This is a genomic window from Streptomyces sp. Edi4, from assembly GCF_040253615.1.
GTDB lineage: Bacteria > Actinomycetota > Actinomycetes > Streptomycetales > Streptomycetaceae > Streptomyces.
The window spans coordinates 5,331,546-5,350,488 of sequence record NZ_JBEJGY010000004.1 but is presented as its reverse complement, the minus strand read 5'-3'; the positions used below and the strand labels follow the sequence as shown (position 1 = coordinate 5,350,488).

At 68.7% G+C, this 18,943-nt stretch carries 17 protein-coding genes and 1 pseudogene; 10 read left to right on the top strand and 8 right to left on the bottom strand.

What is annotated here, in order from left to right:
* The first annotated feature begins 33 nt into the window (after positions 1-33).
* Positions 34-267 carry a hypothetical protein gene (locus tag ABR738_RS26445; RefSeq protein WP_350232444.1) on the top strand — a complete coding sequence of 78 codons (234 nt, stop codon included), beginning with the start codon at positions 34-36 and terminating at the stop codon, positions 265-267.
* Here the strand turns inward: ABR738_RS26445 and ABR738_RS26440 are convergent.
* Positions 230-1,030, bottom strand: a complete 801-nt coding sequence (locus tag ABR738_RS26440) for a sensor domain-containing protein (RefSeq protein ID WP_350232443.1) — start codon at positions 1,028-1,030, stop codon at positions 230-232. The two genes, ABR738_RS26445 and ABR738_RS26440, sit on opposite strands and share 38 nt — an antisense overlap.
* On the bottom strand, positions 1,027-1,260 hold the full coding sequence (locus ABR738_RS26435; RefSeq protein ID WP_350232442.1) for a hypothetical protein: 234 nt from the start codon (positions 1,258-1,260) through the stop codon (positions 1,027-1,029). Before ABR738_RS26435 ends, ABR738_RS26440 begins: the two co-directional genes overlap by 4 nt.
* A gap of 324 nt (positions 1,261-1,584) precedes the next feature.
* On the opposite strand from ABR738_RS26435, the gene ABR738_RS26430 reads away from it, so the two are divergent.
* The 5 genes from ABR738_RS26430 (at position 1,585) to ABR738_RS26410 (ending at position 9,865) form a co-directional block, all read left to right on the top strand.
* Positions 1,585-3,819: an MMPL family transporter gene (locus ABR738_RS26430; RefSeq protein ID WP_350232441.1), complete on the top strand. Its 2,235-nt coding sequence runs from the start codon at positions 1,585-1,587 to the stop codon at positions 3,817-3,819.
* A gap of 192 nt (positions 3,820-4,011) precedes the next feature.
* Positions 4,012-4,392: an ArsR/SmtB family transcription factor gene (locus ABR738_RS26425; RefSeq protein ID WP_350232440.1), complete on the top strand. Its 381-nt coding sequence runs from the start codon at positions 4,012-4,014 to the stop codon at positions 4,390-4,392.
* Between the two features lie 1,089 nt (positions 4,393-5,481).
* A complete protein-coding gene (locus tag ABR738_RS26420) occupies positions 5,482-5,610 on the top strand; it encodes a DUF6408 family protein (protein WP_350232439.1) in 129 nt (42 codons plus the stop codon).
* A 162-nt stretch (positions 5,611-5,772) separates the two neighbouring features.
* Positions 5,773-7,839, top strand: a complete 2,067-nt coding sequence (locus tag ABR738_RS26415) for a DUF2075 domain-containing protein (RefSeq protein ID WP_350232438.1) — start codon at positions 5,773-5,775, stop codon at positions 7,837-7,839.
* A gap of 103 nt (positions 7,840-7,942) precedes the next feature.
* Positions 7,943-9,865 carry a DNA/RNA helicase domain-containing protein gene (locus ABR738_RS26410; protein ID WP_350232437.1) on the top strand — a complete coding sequence of 641 codons (1,923 nt, stop codon included), beginning with the start codon at positions 7,943-7,945 and terminating at the stop codon, positions 9,863-9,865.
* Between the two features lie 143 nt (positions 9,866-10,008).
* Here ABR738_RS26410 and ABR738_RS26405 read toward each other — a convergent pair whose 3' ends face one another.
* Entirely contained in the window at positions 10,009-11,232 is a 1,224-nt protein-coding gene (locus ABR738_RS26405) for a GNAT family N-acetyltransferase (RefSeq protein WP_350232436.1), read from the bottom strand.
* Positions 11,233-11,312: 80 nt separating this feature from the next.
* Here ABR738_RS26405 and ABR738_RS26400 point away from each other — a divergent pair, with 80 nt between their 5' ends.
* Positions 11,313-14,111: a helix-turn-helix transcriptional regulator gene (locus ABR738_RS26400; RefSeq protein WP_350232435.1), complete on the top strand. Its 2,799-nt coding sequence runs from the start codon at positions 11,313-11,315 to the stop codon at positions 14,109-14,111.
* Between the two features lie 322 nt (positions 14,112-14,433).
* Here the strand turns inward: ABR738_RS26400 and ABR738_RS26395 are convergent, their stop codons facing one another.
* Positions 14,434-15,435, bottom strand: a complete 1,002-nt coding sequence (locus ABR738_RS26395) for an aldo/keto reductase (RefSeq protein WP_350232434.1) — start codon at positions 15,433-15,435, stop codon at positions 14,434-14,436.
* Between the two features lie 160 nt (positions 15,436-15,595).
* On the opposite strand from ABR738_RS26395, the pseudogene ABR738_RS26390 reads away from it, so the two are divergent.
* The 3 genes and pseudogenes from ABR738_RS26390 to ABR738_RS26380 all read left to right on the top strand — a co-directional run.
* Positions 15,596-15,745 (top strand): annotated as a pseudogene (locus ABR738_RS26390) (type II toxin-antitoxin system RelE family toxin); the annotation flags it as partial.
* A gap of 328 nt (positions 15,746-16,073) precedes the next feature.
* Complete coding sequence (locus ABR738_RS26385; RefSeq protein WP_350232433.1) at positions 16,074-16,343, top strand: type II toxin-antitoxin system Phd/YefM family antitoxin; 270 nt, start codon at positions 16,074-16,076, stop codon at positions 16,341-16,343.
* Positions 16,336-16,599 (top strand): type II toxin-antitoxin system RelE family toxin, encoded by a 264-nt coding sequence (locus ABR738_RS26380; protein ID WP_350232432.1) that lies wholly within the window; start codon positions 16,336-16,338, stop codon positions 16,597-16,599. Before ABR738_RS26385 ends, ABR738_RS26380 begins: the two co-directional genes overlap by 8 nt.
* Positions 16,600-17,074: 475 nt before the next feature.
* On the opposite strand, the gene ABR738_RS26370 is transcribed toward ABR738_RS26380, so the two are convergent.
* The 4 genes from ABR738_RS26370 to ABR738_RS26355 all read right to left on the bottom strand — a co-directional run bounded on the left by ABR738_RS26370 (position 17,075) and on the right by ABR738_RS26355 (position 18,783).
* Positions 17,075-17,683 carry a hypothetical protein gene (locus ABR738_RS26370; protein WP_350232431.1) on the bottom strand — a complete coding sequence of 203 codons (609 nt, stop codon included), beginning with the start codon at positions 17,681-17,683 and terminating at the stop codon, positions 17,075-17,077.
* Positions 17,684-17,771: 88 nt separating this feature from the next.
* Complete coding sequence (locus tag ABR738_RS26365; protein WP_350232430.1) at positions 17,772-18,158, bottom strand: hypothetical protein; 387 nt, start codon at positions 18,156-18,158, stop codon at positions 17,772-17,774.
* Positions 18,159-18,250: 92 nt separating this feature from the next.
* A complete protein-coding gene (locus ABR738_RS26360; protein ID WP_350232429.1) occupies positions 18,251-18,505 on the bottom strand; it encodes a Txe/YoeB family addiction module toxin in 255 nt (84 codons plus the stop codon).
* Positions 18,502-18,783, bottom strand: coding sequence for a type II toxin-antitoxin system Phd/YefM family antitoxin (locus tag ABR738_RS26355; RefSeq protein WP_350232428.1), 282 nt, complete (start codon positions 18,781-18,783; stop codon positions 18,502-18,504). Before ABR738_RS26355 ends, ABR738_RS26360 begins: the two co-directional genes overlap by 4 nt.
* Positions 18,784-18,943 lie beyond the last annotated feature (160 nt).

Genomic DNA, 18,943 nt, shown 5'->3' with positions numbered 1-18,943 from the left:
TAACGAGCACGGAACGCACCAAGGGGGGCCCGCATGACCGGCGCTGTCATCGCCATCGCCATCGTTTTGATCGTCATCGGCGGCATCACGGCGAGCGTGGTCGCGTACTTCGGACTGCAACGTCACCGCGCCGACGCCGTCGCCATGGCCGAGTACCGCAGGCTCGCCGAGGAGGCGGTCGCCAACCAGGCGGCGCTGCAAGGGGAGTTCAGCGCGCTGCACGACCGCGTCAAGTCGGTCGAGACCCTGCTGCGCAGCGTGGACTGACCCGCGCGAGGGGGCCCGGCCCGGCGAGGACCGCCCTGGCCCGCGCCAGCGGATCGCGCGGCGGCCTCAACAGTGCGCGGGCCACGCGCAGATGCAGCCGCGCCGCCGCCACCACGCCGTAGCAGGCGTACAGGAGCAGGGCGAGACAGCAGGCGGCGGTGACGAGCGTGGCGGGCCAGCCGGCGATCCAGAACCCGGGGGCACCCTCGTCGGGCCCTCCGATCCACACCCCGGTGATCCAACTGCCGTCGCTCTGACGCCAGTTGAGGCTCCAGAACCACAGCGGCAGCGAGACGCCGGCCAGGAGCACCAGCCACACCACGAGCGTGACGAGGTCGAGCAGCAGCAGGAACGGGAAGAGCAGCACCAGACAGGCGAGGTCGCGGAAGGTCACCGGGTCGCCGCAGCGCGCCGTGAACTGCCCGACGAGGCCCGGCTTCACGGGGGCTCGATAGGCGTACGGAACCGGCTCGTCGACCAGCACCGCGCGTCCCCGCTCGACCTGCGCGCAGCAGCGCACGACCCACGCCGAGCCGACCGTCAGCGCCACGGTGAGGGTGAACTGGGCGAACACCACACCTAGCACCAGGGCGGTGGCGGCCACGGCGAACAGGGCCGGCCCCGCGACCAGATAGCTGAGCAGATAGCCCGTCGCGCACCAGGGCGCGGGCGAGAGCAGCATCCGTACGGGATGGCGGTGGACGCGCAGCCGCCGGGCGGAGCAAGGGCCGCCCCGGTACCGGCTCGGCGAAGGCGCGCTCATCCGACGCTTCGCAGCAGGTTCTCGATGGACTTCATCCGCTCCTCCAAAGCGCCCAGCTGTCTGCCGAGCGCCTGCTGCACGAGCGGCAACTCCTCGGCCAGCTTGCGGAATTCGGCCATGGCGACCGCGTCGGCGCGGTGGCGCAGCAGCCGGAAATAGGCGACCACGCTCGCCGTGATGCCGCCCACGACGAGCAGCGTGATGGAGATGGTGATGACGGCGCCGGTCATGCCGCGCCCCCCTTCTTCCTGGTGGCGGGCCCTTCCCTGACGGCGCCCCCGAGCCTGTAAGCCGAGACTTACATATGGCCGCCCGTGCGGTCAAGGCTGGATCCCACCGGTCCGGCGCGCACGCGCCTTCGAGGCCCCCGGCCCTCAACTCCCCCAGCGCACAAGGGGAGAACGGGCACGCGCGCGCCCGCACGAAGCCCGCATGAGACCCGACCAAGCGCCCGCGCGGGGGCCGCTTCACGGCAGTTGACGGCCCACCAGGTCACATGTAACTCTCGACTTACACCCGTCGGAGAGCAGTGACTTCTGTAAGGAGCTGGGTCAGTGAAGAGACAGCCAATCACCGTGAGGGTGGCGAGCTGGAGCGCCCGGCATCCGGGACGGGCCATCGCCGGGTGGTTCGTGTTCGTCGCCCTGTGCCTCGCCATCGGCGGCGCGGTCGGCACGGTCAACGCAGGCGACAAGGACTACTGGGTCGGCGAGGCCGGCCGGGCCGAGGCCATCGCCACGGAGGGCAACCTCCAGCACAGGCCCGCCGAACGGATCATGATCACCGAGAAGTCCGGCGCGGAACCCGGGGCGAACGCGATGAACGCCGCGCGGGACGTGGTCGAGCGGATGCGGCGGCTGCCCGAGGTCGACCACGTCGCGGCCCCGGTGCGCTCGGCCAACGGCACGATGCTCATGGTCGAAGTGACCATGAAAGCCAAGCGGCTTGAGGCCCAGCGGCACATCCAGCCGCTGCTCGACCAGAGCGCCGAGGTCCAGCGGAAGAACCCGGATCTGAAGGTCGAGGAGGCCGGCGAGGCCTCGGTCTCCAAGGGGCTCGACACCTCGCGCGACGACGACCTCGCGGCGTCGGAGAAGATCACCTTCCCCATCACCCTGATCACCCTGCTGGTCGTGTTCGGCTCGCTGATCATGGTCGGGGTGCCGCTGCTGCTCGCGGTCTCCTCGATCGCCGCCGCCATGGGCCTGTCCGAGCTGATCTCGCACCTGGTGCCCGACGCGGGGGTCGGCAAGAGCGTCATCCTGCTGATCGGCATGGCAGTCGGCGTCGACTACACGCTCTTCTACCTCAAGCGGGAGCGCGACGAACGCGCCACGGCGCAGGGCCGGCTGAGTCCTGAGGCCCTGGTGGGGATCGCCGCCGCGACCTCGGGCCGGGCGATCGCCGTCTCCGGCCTCGCGGTCGCCCTGTCCACCGCCACCCTCTTCCTGGCCACCGACATCGTCTTCACCTCGCTGGCCGTCTCGACCATCGTGGTCGTCCTGGTCGCCGTCCTCAGTTCCATGACCGCGCTGCCCGCCCTGCTCGTCCTGATCGGCCGGCGCCTGGACCGCAAGGCGTCCCGGGCGGCGCGGCGCGGCCGGCCTGCCGGGCGGCGGGCGCCCGGCGGAACGGGCCGGGTGTGGACCGCGCTGCTCCGGCCGGCCAAGAACCGTCCGGTGGCCACCCTGCTCATCTCGGTGCTGGTCATGGCGGGCCTCACGGTCCCCGCGCTCGGCATGCACCTGCGGGTCCTGAACCTGGCCACCCACTCCCGGGCCATCCCGGAGCTGAAGACCTACGACCGTCTCAACGCGGCCTTCCCCGACCTGCTGGCCGAGCACTGGGTGATGGTGCGCGACAACAACCCCGGTGAGCGGAGCGAGGTGCGGACGGCCCTGAACGAGCTGGCCGCCAAGGCGCAGGCCGACCCGATGTTCGCCAAGAAGCCGCCCCGCCTGGCGACCACCCCCGACGGCCGGATCAGCGTCATGACCCTGTCCGTGCCGTTCAGCCTGAACTCGTCCCAGGCGCACGACTCACTGACGGAACTGCGCCACAGCTATCTGCCCCAGACGCTCGGGAAGGTGCCGGGTGCCGAGTTCGCGGTCAGCGGTCCGGTCGCCCAGGATGCCGACTATCTCGCCCATCAGAACGACAAGCTGCCCGTCGTCGTCGGGTTCCTGCTCCTGCTGACCTTCGTTCTGACCCTGTTCGTCTTCGGCTCGGCCACCATCGCGGCGCTCGGCGTGCTGCTCAACCTGCTGTCCGTCGGCGCCTCGTTCGGTTTGGTCGTCGTCTTCTTCCAATGGGGTCTGGCGTCCACGGTGTTCGGCTTCGAGGACGGCGCCACGCACGCGATCGGATCCCGGGTCCCGCTGTTCCTCTTCGTGATCCTCTTCGGGCTTTCGATGGACTACCAGGTCTTCGTCGTCAGCCGCATCAAGGAGGCGGCGCTGCGCGGGGTGCCCACCCGGCAGGCGGTGATCGACGGCATCGGGCACTCGGCCAAGGTGGTCACCAGCGCGGCGGTCGTCATGGTGACGGTGTTCGCAAGCTTCATGTTCCTGCACCTGGCCGAGATGAAGCAGATCGGCTTCAGCCTCGCGGTGGCGGTGCTCCTGGACGCCTTCGTCATCCGCGTCATGATCCTGCCCGCCGCCCTGATGCTGCTCGGCGACGCCAGCTGGTGGCCCTCGCGCGCGGTGCGCCGTGCCCAGCGGGACGCCCGGTCCGCGCCGGCCGGCCCCGCACCGGCCCACCAGCCGCCGGCCCCGACCTACCACTGACCGCCCCCCGCCCCGGGTGCCCGCCCGCACGGACGCCGGACCGGACACCCCCGGCCCGGCGTCTGTCTTTTCCCGCACCTCTTCCCGCACCTTTTCCCGCACTGCGCCTGTAGGTCATGACGTACGTTTGACAGCCGTTCATGCCATGGGAAAGTCTCGGCCTACAGGTTTCCAGGACGCTAGAGGTGGGCCATGACCAGCGAGGAGCTACTGGCCGTACTGGCCGCGGTCGGCCACGCCCAGCGCCTGCGGGTCATCGCCGAGCTCTCCGAGGGCCGCATGTACGTCAGCGAACTGGCCCGCCGCCTCGGCATGTCACGCCCCCTGCTCTACATGCACCTGGAGCGCCTGGAGAAGGCCGGCCTCGTGCTCGGCAGCCTGGAGCTCTCCGAGGACGGCAAGGCGCTGAAGTACTTCGAACTGACCCCGTTCGACCTGCGCGTGAACGTAGCCACGATCCTGGCGGCCGTGGCCGAGGACACCGAGCGAACCCCGCCGCCCGAGCCGGCCCCGGCCCCGGACCCCGCCCCTGCGCCCGCGCCCGCGCCCGCGCCGAAGAAGAAGCGCACCTGAGGGTCATCCGTCGGATGCGGCCCGGGCGGACGACCTGGTGGTGGTCACATGTATGCCGCCCTGTCCCGTCCTGTGCCTCGTGCAGCCGCAGCTCGAAGTCCGCGAGCCGCATGCCATGTTCGTGGAGCTCGCCCCGGCCCATCTCGCCGTTCTCGCGCATGCGCCGAATGCCCGCCCTGAACTGGTCGGGGAACACAGCTGCGCAGGCGGCCCGTTGGACCGACGTTCCGGCTCGTCGTCCGGCTCGGCGAAGGCCTCGGCCAGCGAGGGCGCGCCCCAGGCGGCCAGCGGCAGCAGCGGACGGTGTCCGGCCAGCACGATGTCGGCAGACAGCGCCAAAAGTCCCACGCCGACCGCCTCGCGCCAGCAGGAGAACGCCCGTAGGACGGTCGTCACCGACGCCACGCGGTGGGCGGGCTCGTGCCCGGCAAGAGCGTCGGACAGGCTGCGTCCCGCGCCGGTCTCGTAGCTGACCCCCTGGAACCCACGGCCGCACAACTACCGCTAGTACACGGTCACCTCGCGCACCACGGGCACCAGGTTGGGGCGGCGGGACCGAGTGTGCCAGGCGACCGGATCGGCCCGCTGCTCTCTCCCCCCCGACCAAGATCAGCCGGTACCAGCATCTGTGCCGGGGCTCGCGGTGGAGCGCGCCCCATCAGCCGACACCGGCCCACTGGGCGCCCCGCACAACTCCCCACCGTCGCCGACGCCGAACTCCACCATCCCCCAGCACCCGGTCTCCGCCGCCCTCCCGCACGCGGGGGCCCGGCATGCGCCGGCGCCGGGATGTGCGGTCGATTGCTGTACTGCTGGCGTCAACCCACTGTGGAGCGTTGGTAGTTGGGCCGGACGGCCACGCGTGGCCGAATCTGATGCGGTCCCGAAGCCACTGGGGACCAACTGGGTGGGGAGCAACGGCCAGGATAAGTTAGCGTTGTTCCGCACCACGCCTCCCCCGGAGGGTGTACGCGACATGGCCCGCTGAGAAGCAGGCCCTTCGGTTACGGTGACGCAGCCTCATGGCGTGCTCCCGGCGGGAGCCACCTGGCGTCCGTCACCGGTCACAACCGAAGGGGACGCATTCTTATGGCTGCCGTCGAGCACACGCCCAAGCGCCGCATCTGGGTCCGCGATGTCCTGGTGGGCATCGTGGTGAGCCTCGGCTCAAACTTGATCTGCGCGTTGACGCAGGCTGTGGTGCACCGCCTCGGCTGAGCCAGGCGGCGGGCGGGCCTCCGGGGGCCCCGCCCCCACTGCCCCCCGCACGGGTTAATCTACGAAGCGTCATTGCGGCCCGCCGGGCTTCCGCTCCGCTTCGTGGAGTCATGAAGGACACGCCCCCACCCGCACGAGTCCTCTCGTGCCTGGGGATCCTTCGTGCTCCTGCAACTGTCCGCGTCCGAACTCGGTCAACTCATCGTTGGTTCACCCGGATCCGCGAACACTCCGCTCGCTGAGCGCCTGATCGACGAGTACTCCCAGCGCCGGGGAACCCCGCCGAGCCAGGGCGAAGTCACGTCCTGGAACAACAGCATCCCCGTCGTGGTCAGGTCCCTCCTGGACTGTGGGCTCGACGAAGTGGAAGTCCAGATCGAGGTCGGCCTGCCTCATACGAACTGCGCCGTCGATCTCGTGCTGTGCGGCCAGCACCCGGGCACGGGAGCCGACTCGTACCTCGCGATCGAACTCAAACAAGTACGGCACGCCACAGTCGACCCCGCATGTCCGATCGCCGTCGATCTCGGGTTCGGCGACGGGAAGAACAAGTTGCACCCGGTGCGGCAGGTTCAGCGCTACTGCGAGTACATGGTGCGTTATCTATCCCATCTTCACGGGCAGGACCGGCTGACGGGCGTGGCATTGCTCCACAACGCGAGGGACGCCGACGTGGAGGCCCTGTTCGAACTACCCGAGACCGAACACGGCTTCCTCTATACGCTCGACGACCTGGCCCGGTTCCGGCGAGTCCTCACGTCGAAGTTCGCCGCCGCATCCGGGAGGCGGGCCGCACGCGCTCTGGAGAAGTGCCGGCGCAAGCCTCTGCTCAAGGTGATCGACGTGGCGCGGGAGCGATCCGTCGTGGGAGGAGGCCTCACGCTCCTCGACGAGCAGTACGTCGCCGTCGACCGGATCACCCGGCACCTCGAGAAGACCGCGCGGTTCAGCAGCTTTGACGTGGGACTGTTCTACGATCCCGACCGCGCCCACAGCCCTGCTCCGGACCCGTCGCCGAAGCGCGTCTACATCCTGCGCGGCGGTCCCGGCAGCGGGAAGAGCGCCGTCGCGCTGGAATTGCAGCGCGCGCTCGGACTCAAGGGTCGGGAAACCGTCCTGGCGAGCGGATCCCACGCGTACACGGAGACCCTGCGCCAGATCATGCTGAGCACCGCACGCCAGGGGCAAGTAGCACACAAACGCCGCGCGGCGAACAGGCTCTACCAGTACTTCAACAGCTTCACCGACACCCCGCCGGACAGCATTGATGTCCTGATTTGCGATGAAGCGCACCGCATGCGACGCAGTTCGACGCACCAGTGGATGCCGAAGGAACTCCGGGACGACGACCGCCCCCAAGCCACCGAGGTGATCAGGGCCGCCAAAGTGCCTATCTTCCTGCTCGACGATCATCAGTCGATCCGCCCGGATGAAGTGGGCACGGCCGACTACCTCAAGAAGCTGGCTGAAGAAAACGGCTGCCGAGTGGAGGTGACAGATCTGGAGGGCACGTTCCGGGCCGGCGGCAGCAAACGGTACCAACGCTGGGTACAACAGCTGTTGGGGCTGGACACGTCCGACCCGGTGGGTTGGCGCCCGGACGGACGGATGGCGCTCACGGTCGCCGACTCCCCCAAGGAGATGGAGGAGTTCATCCGGGCACAGGGACTGGCGGGAGCCACGGCTCGCATCACCGCGGGCTTCTGCTGGCCATGGAGCAACCCGACCGGTACGCAGCTGGTCGATGACGTCGTCATCGGGGACTGGCGCATGCCTTGGAATGTGAAGCCGAGACACAAGGTCCCGCACGCACCCGTGGCGGACCTTTGGTCGACCGATGCCCGCGGCATTGATCAAGTCGGGTGCGTCTACACGGCACAGACCTTCGAGTACGACTGGAATGGCGTCATCATCGGCCCCGACCTCTTGTTCCGTGACGGGAAATTCACGGTGAACGGGGCTGCCTCCCGCGACCCCGCTTTCCGTGGTCTGGTAGACGTCGACGACGCGATCGTCACCCGATGTGTCCGAAACGCGTACCACGTGCTCCTCACCCGCGGCGTGATCGGCACAGTCGTCTACGCGGTTGACCCGGAAACCCACAACGCGTTGCGCAGGCTCATCCCGGGTGCCATCGGCATGCAGCACTACGACGGCGCCCAGCCGCGGCTCACCACCGAGGGATCACAGCTGCCCCCTGCTCACCGCAGACGTCACGGGTACCCTTGATCGTGTTGTAGCTGCGGCCCGCCGGGCTTCCACTCCGCCTGCCGGAGCACCCAGGACATGCCCCCACCCGCACGAGTTCCTTCGTGCTGCCTGGGGGCAATCCTTGCTGTTCCGTGACTCCGCCGCCTCGGTCGCCGCCGAGTGCCACTCCAAGGCTCTCTTCTTCCGCCTGACGGAGCAATTCGCGCACGTCCACGGTCACAAGCCCAGCTCGTCCGAGGTCCGGTCGTGGGAGCGCAGCATTCCGGTTCTGGCCAACGCGCTCAACGAAGCGGGCCTCGGACAGGTGGAGATCCTCCTGGAGTACGGGCTGCCCCTGACCAGCAAGAGGGCCGATGCCGTCCTGGCCGGGACTCACCCCAAGACCGGTATGCCCTCGTACGTGATCGTGGAGCTGAAGCAGTGGAGCAGCGCCGAACCGGACGACGACGATCCGTCGCTGTGCCGCGTAGACGCTTATGCGCGCGCGGTATTGAACCCCGCTGAGCAGGTGCGCGGGTACTGCGAATACCTCATCTCCTTCAACGGCGCGTTGGCCGAGCACCCCGAGCGCGTCAGCGGTGCCGCATACCTGCACAATGCCACCCAGCTCGGAGTCGGCGGCCTCTTCGAGGCGGAACAGAACCAGTACGGCCAGCTCTTCATCGGCGAGCGGCGTGGCGAATTCATCGCATTCCTGCGTTCGAAACTCGGTCCGGCGCCTGGAGCTTGGGCTGCGGACGATCTCCTCAACGGGAAGATCGGCCCTTCCAAGCAGCTCATGGCCCTGGCCGCACGAGAGGTGCGGGAACGCGAGCAGTTCGTACTGCTCGACGAACAACGGCTCGCGTACCGGACAGTGCTCAATACCGTCCGGCGTGCCAAACAATCCGATCACAAAGAAGTCGTGATTGTCACCGGCGGTCCCGGCACCGGAAAGAGCGTCATCGCCCTCTCCCTCCTCGGCGAGCTGTACCGGCATGGCACCACCGCACTTCACGCCACGGGCTCCAGCTCATTCACGACGACGATGAGGAAGATCGCGGGCTCCCGAAAGCGAGAGGTGCAGGAACTCTTCAAGTACTTCAATGGCTTCATGACCGTTGAGCGCAATAGCCTCGACGTCCTGATCTGCGATGAAGCGCACCGCATGAGGGAGACCTCCGCCAACCGTTACACCCGGGCCGCCAACCGGACGGGGAAGGCCCAGGTGGAGGAACTCATCGACGCGGCGCGCGTTCCGGTCTTCCTGCTGGACGAGCATCAGGTCGTTCGGCCCGGCGAAATGGGAACGGTCGCGGAGATCGAGGCGGCCGCCGCGAAGAAGGGGCTCCACTGTCAGGTGGTCGCACTGGACAGCCAGTTCCGATGCGGTGGCAGCGAGGCGTATCTCCAATGGATCCTGCGGCTGTTGGGGCTCGAGCCGGGCGGCCCCGCCGCGTGGGAACCCGACGGAAAGATGCAACTCGTACTCGCGGACAGTCCACAGGAGATGGAGACGATTCTCGACGCCCGCCGTGCCCGCGGATACAGCGCGCGGATGACTGCCGGCTACTGCTGGAAGTGGTCCAAAAAGGTGCCTCCCGGCCAAGCACTGCCGGCGGACGTGGTCATTGGGGAGTGGGAGCGCCCTTGGAACGTCTTCGGTGATCGCGCCGTCGGCGGCGCTCCGCCGGCTGCCCTCTGGGCAACTGACCCGGCCGGCTTTGGACAGGTCGGGTGCGTGTATACGGCGCAGGGATTCGAGTACGACTGGAGCGGCGTGATCATCGGTCCCGACCTGGTCTGGCGCGGTGACCGTTGGGTCACCGACCGGACGGCGTCCAAGGACCCGGTCTTCAAGAAGTCCACTCCGGAAGCGGATGTACACCGTTTGATCCGCCACACGTACAAGGTGCTGCTGACGCGGGGGATGATGGGCACCGTGGTGTACTCGACCGATTCCGAGACACGCGAGAAGCTGCGGGAACTGGCCGGCGATTCGGAACGACGCACTTCCCCTACTGCGGGTGAGCTGCTTCTTGGCGGTACCTCGCAGCAGGGGTAAACGGTCCCCGGATGCCTGAGTCCCCCTGCGTCCCAGCGGCCGCCGCTGGGGCCTCAGCGGCGCGGCAAACGCGAACCGCGCGGCGCGACAGACGTGTTGGCTGCCACGGACCCGACTTGGCCCACGTCTCGCCGGGATGGTGGTCAGAACGCCGGGAACGCCCACCCCGAGGGGTGGAACGGCGCGCGGTCGCCGTGGAAGGCGCGTGAGGTGGTCGTGACCGCGCCCGGGCGCAGTTCCTCCACCCGGCCCGCCGCGGCCAACGACGCCAGCGTGGTGCCGCCCAGATAGGCCGCGCCGAGTTCGGCGGCGGTCACGCGCAGGTCGGCCCGGGCCCGGGTGCGTTCACACGTGACGGTGTCGCCGTCGGCCGTCAGCCGGTGGCGGCCGGCGTTCCAGGGGCAGAACGTGTCCCGCACCTCCACAACGACGTCCAGCCCGGTCGCGTAGCGGCGTGCGCTCAACGCCCGGTCGACGTCCACCAGCCGGACCCAGAGGTTGTCCATCAGCGTGGTGCGGGCCGTGCGCGGATCGGCCAGCAGGTGCGTGAGCGGTTCGTCGACCGCGCCGTCGTAGGCCAGCTCGGCGTGGCCGTCGAGTTCGATGAGGAAGCGCCAGAGAGCGGCGTACGACTGCCGGGAGGTGGCCGCGACCTCGATGACCCGCACCAGGTCCGGCATGGAGCGGTAGAGGGCGTATCCGGTGGCCTCACCGCCGGGCTCCCGATGGACGGCGTACCGCAGAGCCGTACCTCCTTCGCGTGCGCCCTCACCGTCCGCGAGCCGCGCCTGCCAGTACTTCTCGGCGCGATCGACCCAGCCGACCGCGCCTTCGCGCGCCCGCTCGTAGACCTTCTCCAGGAGCGGACGGGCGTCCTCGCGGCCGAGCAGACGGATGGTCCCCTCGCCCGGATCGGTGCCGGGGCGCAGCGCCATGAACCGCTTGTCACCGCGGATCTGGGCCACGTGGCTGGCCACGCCGTACCCGAACCGGCCGTAGATCGTGGCCTGGGCGGCGTTGAGCGCGGCGATCGGCTCGCCGCCCGCCGCGTGCAGGCCGGTGAGCTGTTCGCGCATCATCGCGGTGAGGATGCCGCGCCGCCGGTGGGTGGGCAGCACCGCGACCAGCGTGATGCCCGCGACGGGCGCGGCCCCGCCGGGGACCGTCAGGAGGCGTCCGTAGATCGAGGCGCCCCCGACGATCTCCGGGCCGTCGAAGGCGGCGATCGTACGGTCGGGTTCGAGGGAGCGGGCGGCGCCTCGCAGCCCGCCCTCCCGCCAGTCCTGGCCGTAGGTCGTGGTGACCATGCGGGCCCACGCGTCGATCTCGTGGGCGGTGATGGTGCGCAGCGGGTAGGTCGTCGTCATGTGTCGAGCGTCGCGGGATGAACAGGCACGGCGCATCGGTCGATCTCTCTATTTATATGTGGGATTTATATGCTGGCGCGGTGGTGACGTGGCGTGTGGTCAGTCCTGTGTTCGTCGGCAGGGACGAGGAGTTGTCGGCGCTGAGGGCGGCCCTGGACACGGCCGTCGGGCGGGGCCCGGGGGTGGCGCTTGTGACCGGGGACGCCGGGATCGGCAAGTCCCGGCTGCTCGCCGAGTTCGCGCTCTCGCTCGGCCCGGGCGTGCGGGTGGTCGGCGGCGCGTGCGCGGAGCTGGGCCGCGACGGCCTGCCGTACGCGCCGTTCGTGACGATCCTGCGGACCCTGATCCGGATCGAGGGCGTGACGCCGAGACCGTGCCGCAGGCTGGCCCGCTGGTTCCCCGAGCTCGGCGAGGCGGCCGAGGACACCGAGGGCGGCAAGCACCAGCTGTACGAGGAGGTGCTGACGCTGGTCGAACGAGCCGCCGCCCACCAGCCGCTCGTCCTCACGATCGAGGACCTGCACTGGGCGGACGCCGCCACCAGCGAGCTCCTCGGATTCCTCGTACGGAACCTGAGTGCGGCCGGGGTGCTCCTCGTGATCACCTGCCGCCCGCCGGAGACCGGAGCACTGCTCTCGGAACTCATCCGCCGCCCGGGCACCACCAGGCTGCGCCTGGACCGTCTCGACCCACGGGACGTGGGCCGCCAACTGACCGCCATCCTCGGCACCGAACCGGACCCGGCCACCGTCGGCCGCGTCCATGAACGCAGTGACGGCAACCCGCTGTTCGTCGAGGCGCTGGCCCGGTCAGGTGAGCGGACCCCGGACAGCGCCCGCGACCTGCTTTTGAACGGCCCGCGCTCCCTGCCGGGCCCCGCTCGCGAACTGCTGCGCGTCGCCTCGGTGTCGGGCGGACACCTCCCGCACCGTCTGCTGACCGAGGTGACCGGACACGACGGCGCGGAACTGGACGCCGTGCTGCGGGAGTTGATCGACAAGGGCCTGCTGGTCATGTCCGGCGACGGCTACGCGTTCCGCCACGCCCTGATCCGGGACGCGGTGTACGAGGACCTGCTGCCCGGCGAGCGGGCCCGGCTGCACGCGCGCTATGCCCAGGCGCTGCGCGCGCACGGCGCCCCGGCGGAACTGGCCGCCCACGCCCGGGCCGCCGGTGACCGCGTCCTGGCCCTGTCGGCCACCCTCCTGGCCGCCGGCCAGGCCCACCGGACCTACGCCTACGCCGAACAAGCACGCCTGCTCGGCGTGGTCCTGGACCTGTGGGACCCGGTAGTCCAGCTGGGCGCGGACCGGATCGACGTACTGACGGACGCCGCCGAGGCGTGCATGCTCAGCGGAGACTACGCCCTCGGCATCGAGTACGCCGACGCCGCACTCGCCGCCGTGGACGAGCGGCGCGAGCCCGAGCGGACCGCCCTGCTTCTCGAACACCGGGGCAGGCTGCGGCACCGGCTGGGCGGCACCGGGACAGCCGACTGGGAGCGCGCCCTGGACCTGCTGCCTCCCGGCGGCCTCCAGCGGGGCCGGCTGCTCGGCGTCCTGGCGATGGGCCTGCTGCCCGACATCGAGCGGGCCCGCGCCCCGTTCGACGAGGCCCTTGCCATCGGCCGGGCCACCGGTGACGCCACGGTCACCATCCGCGGCCTCCTCGGCGTCGCATCCATGACCGGCCACCTGGCGGCGCTGACCGAAGCCCGCGTCCTCGCCGAACGGCTCGACAGCAGCGACCTGTTGATGACGGTACCGATGTACGAGGCCACGCTGCACACCAAGGCGGGCGACCACCCACGCGCCATCGAGGCGGCCCGCGACGGGATCCATCTCGCCCGCCGGTACGGGCTCGGCCGCAGCCGGGGCGCGGAACTCGCCCGTTACGCGGCCCGCGGCCTCATCCTGGCCGGACGCTGGGACGAGGCGGCCACCGTGCTGGCGCAGGCCCTGCGGGAGGACGCGCCCCCGCAGTCGAAGCGGGGACTGCGCACCCTCACCGGCCATCTGGCGCTGTTGCGCGGCGACTTGACGTCGGCGGCCGAAGTCGCCGCCGAAGTGCGGGACTTGGACGGCGAAGACCAGTCCCGGAGCGGAAGCCTGGCCCCCCGCCACCAGCTGCTGTGTCTGCTCGCGGCCGCCCAGGGCGACATGGAGCGCGCCGACCGGTATGTGGAGCGCGCCCTGTCCGACCCGGCGCTCACCCGGGACTTCAGCAGCGACGCCCGGCCGGTCCTGGTGGCGGGCGCCCTGGTGCAGCGGGCACGGCTGTCACCCCGCGCCGACCGCGAACTGCGGCAGCGGATCGCCACCCGGCAGGCCCAACTGGCCGCCGTGGACGCGGCGCTCGGTGTGGACGGAACACTGGACTCGGCCTGGCGGACCATGCTCCGGGCACTGCTCGCCGACGACGGCTGGGATCACGCGGTGGCCCGCTGGCGTGAGCTGCGACAGCCCTACGAACTGGCGCTGTGCCTCTTCCACGGCGCGCGCGTCGCCCTGGCCGGCGGCGACCGGCCCGGCGCGACGACACGCCTCCACGAAGCCGCCCGGCTGTCCCAGGACCTGGGGGCCGCGCCCCTGTCCCGCCAGATCGCCCGGCTCCTGCGCCCCCGGCCCGCCCAGGACGGCCTCACGGAACGCGAGCGCGAAGTGCTCCAGCTGCTCGCCGACGGCCTGACCAACCGTCAGATCGCTGCCTGCCTGCACATCTCCCCCAGCACGGCGGGCGTCCACGTCTCCCACATCCTGACCAAGCTGAACGCGACCACCCGCACGGAGGCGGCATCCATAGCCTTCCAACAGGGCCTGGCCGCCCCGCCACCCCGACCACGGCACGCCGACGGCACGGACCGTCCTGTGCATCCCTAGCACGACGGGGCTCGGTGGCTCGGTGGCTCGGTGGCCGGTGCCGCTGTCGGGCCGCGACCGGGGTGACCGGCGTGGCCGGGGTGACCGGCGTGACCGGGGCGACCGGGGCGACCGGGGTGACCGGCGTGACCGGCGTGACCGGCGTGACCGGCGGAGCGAACACTTCCCGATCGAGGTCCAGCAAAACCACCAGGGCCGCTTCGGCGCCTGCGACCAGCGCGGCCCGCGACCGCGACACCCCGCTCGCCGGTGTCGGCCGGCGAGGGCCAGCGGTCGAGGCCGGCGGGGACGGCCCAGGCCGGATGGCCCAGGCCGGCGGGGATCAGTGGCCGAGCCGGGACATGGCCTGCTCCGGATAGCGGCCGCCGGCCACCGCCCCGTCCGGCACCGCGCCGCGCAGCAGCGCGCACTGCTCCTCGGTCAGGGTCACGTCGGCGGCCGCCGCGTTCTCCTCCAGGTAGCGCCGTTTCTTCGTACCGGGGATGGGAACGATGTCGTCGCCCTGCGCCAGCAGCCAAGCGAGGGCGGCCTGCGCGGGCGTGCAGCCGATCTCGTCGGCGGCCCGGTGCACGGCCTCGACCAGAGTCAGGTTGTGTGGCAGGTTCTCGTCGGCGAACCGGGGCCAGCGCCTGCGGTTGTCCCCGCTGCCCAGGTCGCCCACCGCCGTGATGCTCCCGGTCAGCATGGCGCGCCCGAGCGGGGAGTACGCCACCACCGATATGCCGAGCTCCCGGCAGGTGTCCAGCATCTCGCCCTCCACCACGTCCCTGGTGAAGAGCGAGTACTCCAACTGGACCGCGCTGATGGGGTGCACGGCGTGGGCCCGGCGCAGCGTGTCGGCGCCGACCTCGCTCAGCGCGAGGTACCGGATGTCTCCCGCTTCCACCAGCTCGGCCATCGCGCCGACCGTTTCCTCGATGGGGGTCGCGGGGTCGCGGCGGTGCACACAGTAGAGGTCGATGTAGTCGACGCCCAAGCGGCGCAGCGACGCGTGGCAGGCGTCCCGCACGTACCCGGCCGACGTGTCCACGCCGTCCACCCGGCCGGACTCCGGGTCGTGGCGCAGCCCGAACTTCGTCGCCAGCACCACGCGGCTCCGCTCGGCGGCCCGGCGGCGCAACCAGGTGCCCAGAAGCTCCTCGTTGGCGCCGCGTCCGTACGCGTCCGCCGTGTCGAGGAAGTCGACCCCGAGGTCGAGAGCGCGGTCCAGCGTGCGCTCGGACTCGGCGGCGTCCGGCACCCCGTAGGCGACGGACATGCCCATACAGCCGAGCCCCACGGCAGACACCCGTGGCCCGTGGGTGCCGAGTGTGCGGTGTTTCACGGAGAACTCCTTCTGAACGCCGAACAGTTCCAGGGATCCGGCCCACGCAGAGCGCCCGGCCCACGTCCGCACCGTAGCCGCCTCCCCCACCCAGCCAGGCCTCGACGACGGAACCCCCACGACACCACCGCGACCTGCGAAACCGCGCCTTCCCACGTCGCTGAGTGAGTACCGAACCGTCCTCCACCCCCGAGGCACAGGCCGAGCTTCGGAAGATCCCTCACAACACGCACTGCGCATCCTGGCCAAGCTGACCGAACTGGAGACCGACCTCTCGGGCTTCAACACCACCGCACTCGTGTCCCAGCCCGGAGGAGTGATGAGGTGTGCTTCCAGGTCAGCATCAAGTCAGCATGGGAAAAACCAGGGATCCACCCCAAGGGAAGAGGACCCTTTCTGACCTGCGTGTTTACAGAATCGGCAACGTGGTGCAACGGCACCCACTACACGTTGAACCGGAACGTTCAGCGCAGCGCCCCGACCCGCGAAAACTCGGTTCTGAAGGTGGTCATCCAGCACCGATCCAGCACGGTGCGAGTTCATCCAGCACATCCAGCACGCCCAAACGCGACGAGGGAGCCCGTCCACCGTCACGGCACCCATTGTGTACACACGAGACACTCGGTACTCTTGAGCCCATGACGCAGCCCCTGCCTATAGAGTCCATCCGCGACGTGCGCGCTCACCTGGCGGAGGTCGTGGAGCGCGCGGACCGCGACGACGTACCCACGGTGATCACGCGCCGGGGCAAGGAAGTCGCCGCCGTGGTGTCCATTGAGGTGCTGCGCAAGTACCAGGAGTGGGAAGAGCGCGAGATCAACCGGATCATCGACGAGCGCATGGCCAACTCGACACCCGGTATCCCGATCGAGGACATCATGAGGGAGACGCTGGCGCGCAGTGAGTGAGTACCGAACCATCTTCCGACCCGAGGCCCAGGCCGAGCTCCGGAAGATCCCTCGCGACATGGCGCTGCGCATCCTGGCCAAGCTGGCCGAGTTGGAAACCGACCCTCTCGGCTTCAACACCACCGCACTCGTCTCCCGGCCCGAACGTCGCCGCCTCCGCGTCGGCGACTACCGCGTCGTCTACGCGATCGACAACGGGGAACTTGTGATCTGGGTCGTGCACGTCGGGCACCGGTCCACCGTTTACGAGACCTGAGTGCCACTGACTCCACGTCAGAATATCCAGCACCCATCCAGCACGGTGACGACGAAGGGGTCGAACTCGACAGAGTCCGACCCCTTCCGACCTCCACGCTTGATCAATCAAGTCACTTGCAGTAAGTGCACGACCACACGTTGAAGCGGAACGTTCAACGCAGAGCTCCGACCTGCGGAAACAGGCTTCGAGAGGGCCGCATCCAGCACCGATCCAGCACGGTAGCTGCTCACCCAGCACATCCAGCACCCACGACCGCGATGAGAGGCCCTCCCACCGTCACCCGATCGAGGACATCGCCAGGGAGACGCTGGCGCGCGGTGCGCAAATACCGACCGACTTGCGACGGGAAGCGCAGGCCCGGCTGCGGAAGATCCATGGCGACACGGCGCTGCGCATCCTAGGCAAGCTGTCCGCGCTGGAGACCGATCCCCTCGGTTCACCGCGCTCGTTCCGCAGCCGGAACGTCGTCAGATCAGTCAAGCTTCTCGAACGACGGCCTCGGCGCGATGATGGGCGTACGCTTCTCATTGATATGGAGCCACGTAGGCGCTTCCACTGACATGAGCTTTCGGTCGACAGTAATTAGATTCTGCTGCGCTGCTTCGTTCAGGGCGTCAAGTATTTCGACTACCTTCACCTTCCCGTACTTCTCCAGTTGCGCCTGGATCTTCTGCGCCTTCGCACTCGGCTTGTAGTAATAGGGCGCACGATCGTGCCTGCCAACCGTCAGAATCGCTTCAGCAATCGCCTCATACGCATCGTTGAACAAGCCCATAAAGCCGTCCGGGTCTGGTAGGGCGATCAGGTGGAGACTCTCCCATCTCTGATATCCTGCCGGGAGGTCTACAGCCTGGGGAACAATCGCCACTCGGAGCCCGTTACCATCTTCGAGTTGATGCCAATTACTCTTGATAGGCGCGGCAGCAAATCGCGCCTTCTCCGTACTACTCAGGAACAGGTCGGTCTTCCATACCTTCTTGATCCGTTCCCGAAGTTGAGGCTCGGCGGCAACACCGCCAGCAGCAATCGGCACCCAGGATCCGAATGCGAATGGTCGGCCTGATCCGTCAGGCAGCAACACCGCATCACCACTCGCGTTATTGACAACGGCCTCAGTGAATCCGAGATGGCGTGCACGCTCGTGCCCGAACATCAGGGATGTCGGTCTGTCACAAATCAGCAAATGACCTAGGGCGCACCTTCCTGAGTGCTTCGCCGACCAGATCTACAACGCGTGGTTCGCCGCCGACAATCGCCTCGTGAACAGCCCACTCGAACCCATCTCCGCGTGATCCCTTGTCGCGATGGAGACGAGCGAGCTTAGCGAGCTGCCGAAACGTGACGTCCACCCGATCGCAATTGAGGTCTTCAAGGTCCGCTTGCGACAATTCATCGAAATGAGCCCTCAGAATTGATCGCGATACCGCATAAAGAGCACGCCCGTACTCATCGACCGGTTCAGCCTGGCTCAAAAGGTGACATCGGCCATTCAAAAATCCCCCTATTTCTTCGGATCGAAGGTTAGACCGGAACTCGGCCAGGGTGAAGCGGAACATCGGCCGCAGAGATTCCAACTGCGAAAACGGAGATTTCGAGGAGGTCATCTCAGCCCGGGAGGGCATCCCAGCCCACACCGACGACTCAGCGATCAGTAGTGGTACCTGGCGGCGAGGATGACGATCTCCTTGGCCGTTACCAGGTAGACGAGGCGGTGCTCGTCGTCGATCCGTCGCGACCAAGCCCCCGGCAAGTGGTACTTCAGCGGCTCAGGCTTGCCGATTCCCGAGAAGGGGTCGCGCCTGACGTCCTCGATGAGCTTGTTGATCCGAGCGAGCATCTTGCGGTCGTTCTTGAGCCAGGACGTGTAGTCCTCCCAGCCCTGATCCTCAAAGACGAGCCTCACGCGGCACCCGCACCAGCGTCCGACGAGCCCGGATCGATCAGCTCACGCTCCGACACGTTGATGTGGGACAGGGCGTTCTCGTACGCCTTGAGCAGACGCCGGGCGTTCGCCGGCGAGCGCAGCAGGTACGACCCCTCACGCAACGCCGCATAGTCATCGGCCGAGATAAGCACGGCGTTGCCGTGCTTCGAGACGATCTCAATGACCTCGTGGTTCTCGTTGACCTTCTTGATCAGCGGGAACAGTTCCTTGCGGGCTTCACTCGCGGTTATGGACATGCCCTGCCCCTTCCATTAACTGGTACGTAATAACGTACCACTCTTGGTGCCGTTCAGGAGAGAAAAACGACTGACGGACGATCAGCCGCCCCAGCACCGATCCAGCACGGGGAAAGCGAAGGGGCCCGACTCCGAAGAGCCGGGCCCCTCCTGACCTGCA

Excerpts from the sequence above, each read along its gene's own strand:
- ABR738_RS26405 (WP_350232436.1), bottom strand. The coding sequence starts at position 11,232 with ATGACGACGACCTACCCGCTGCGCACCATCACCGCCCACGAGATCGAC.
- ABR738_RS26420 (WP_350232439.1), top strand. The coding sequence starts at position 5,482 with ATGGCTGCCGTCGAGCACACGCCCAAGCGCCGCATCTGGGTCCGCGAT.
- ABR738_RS26440 (WP_350232443.1), bottom strand. The coding sequence starts at position 1,030 with ATGAGCGCGCCTTCGCCGAGCCGGTACCGGGGCGGCCCTTGCTCCGCC.
- ABR738_RS26385 (WP_350232433.1), top strand. The coding sequence starts at position 16,074 with ATGACGCAGCCCCTGCCTATAGAGTCCATCCGCGACGTGCGCGCTCAC.
- ABR738_RS26355 (WP_350232428.1), bottom strand. The coding sequence starts at position 18,783 with ATGTCCATAACCGCGAGTGAAGCCCGCAAGGAACTGTTCCCGCTGATC.
- ABR738_RS26425 (WP_350232440.1), top strand. The coding sequence starts at position 4,012 with ATGACCAGCGAGGAGCTACTGGCCGTACTGGCCGCGGTCGGCCACGCC.
- ABR738_RS26435 (WP_350232442.1), bottom strand. The coding sequence starts at position 1,260 with ATGACCGGCGCCGTCATCACCATCTCCATCACGCTGCTCGTCGTGGGC.
- ABR738_RS26445 (WP_350232444.1), top strand. The coding sequence starts at position 34 with ATGACCGGCGCTGTCATCGCCATCGCCATCGTTTTGATCGTCATCGGC.
- ABR738_RS26365 (WP_350232430.1), bottom strand. The coding sequence starts at position 18,158 with ATGTTCCGCTTCACCCTGGCCGAGTTCCGGTCTAACCTTCGATCCGAA.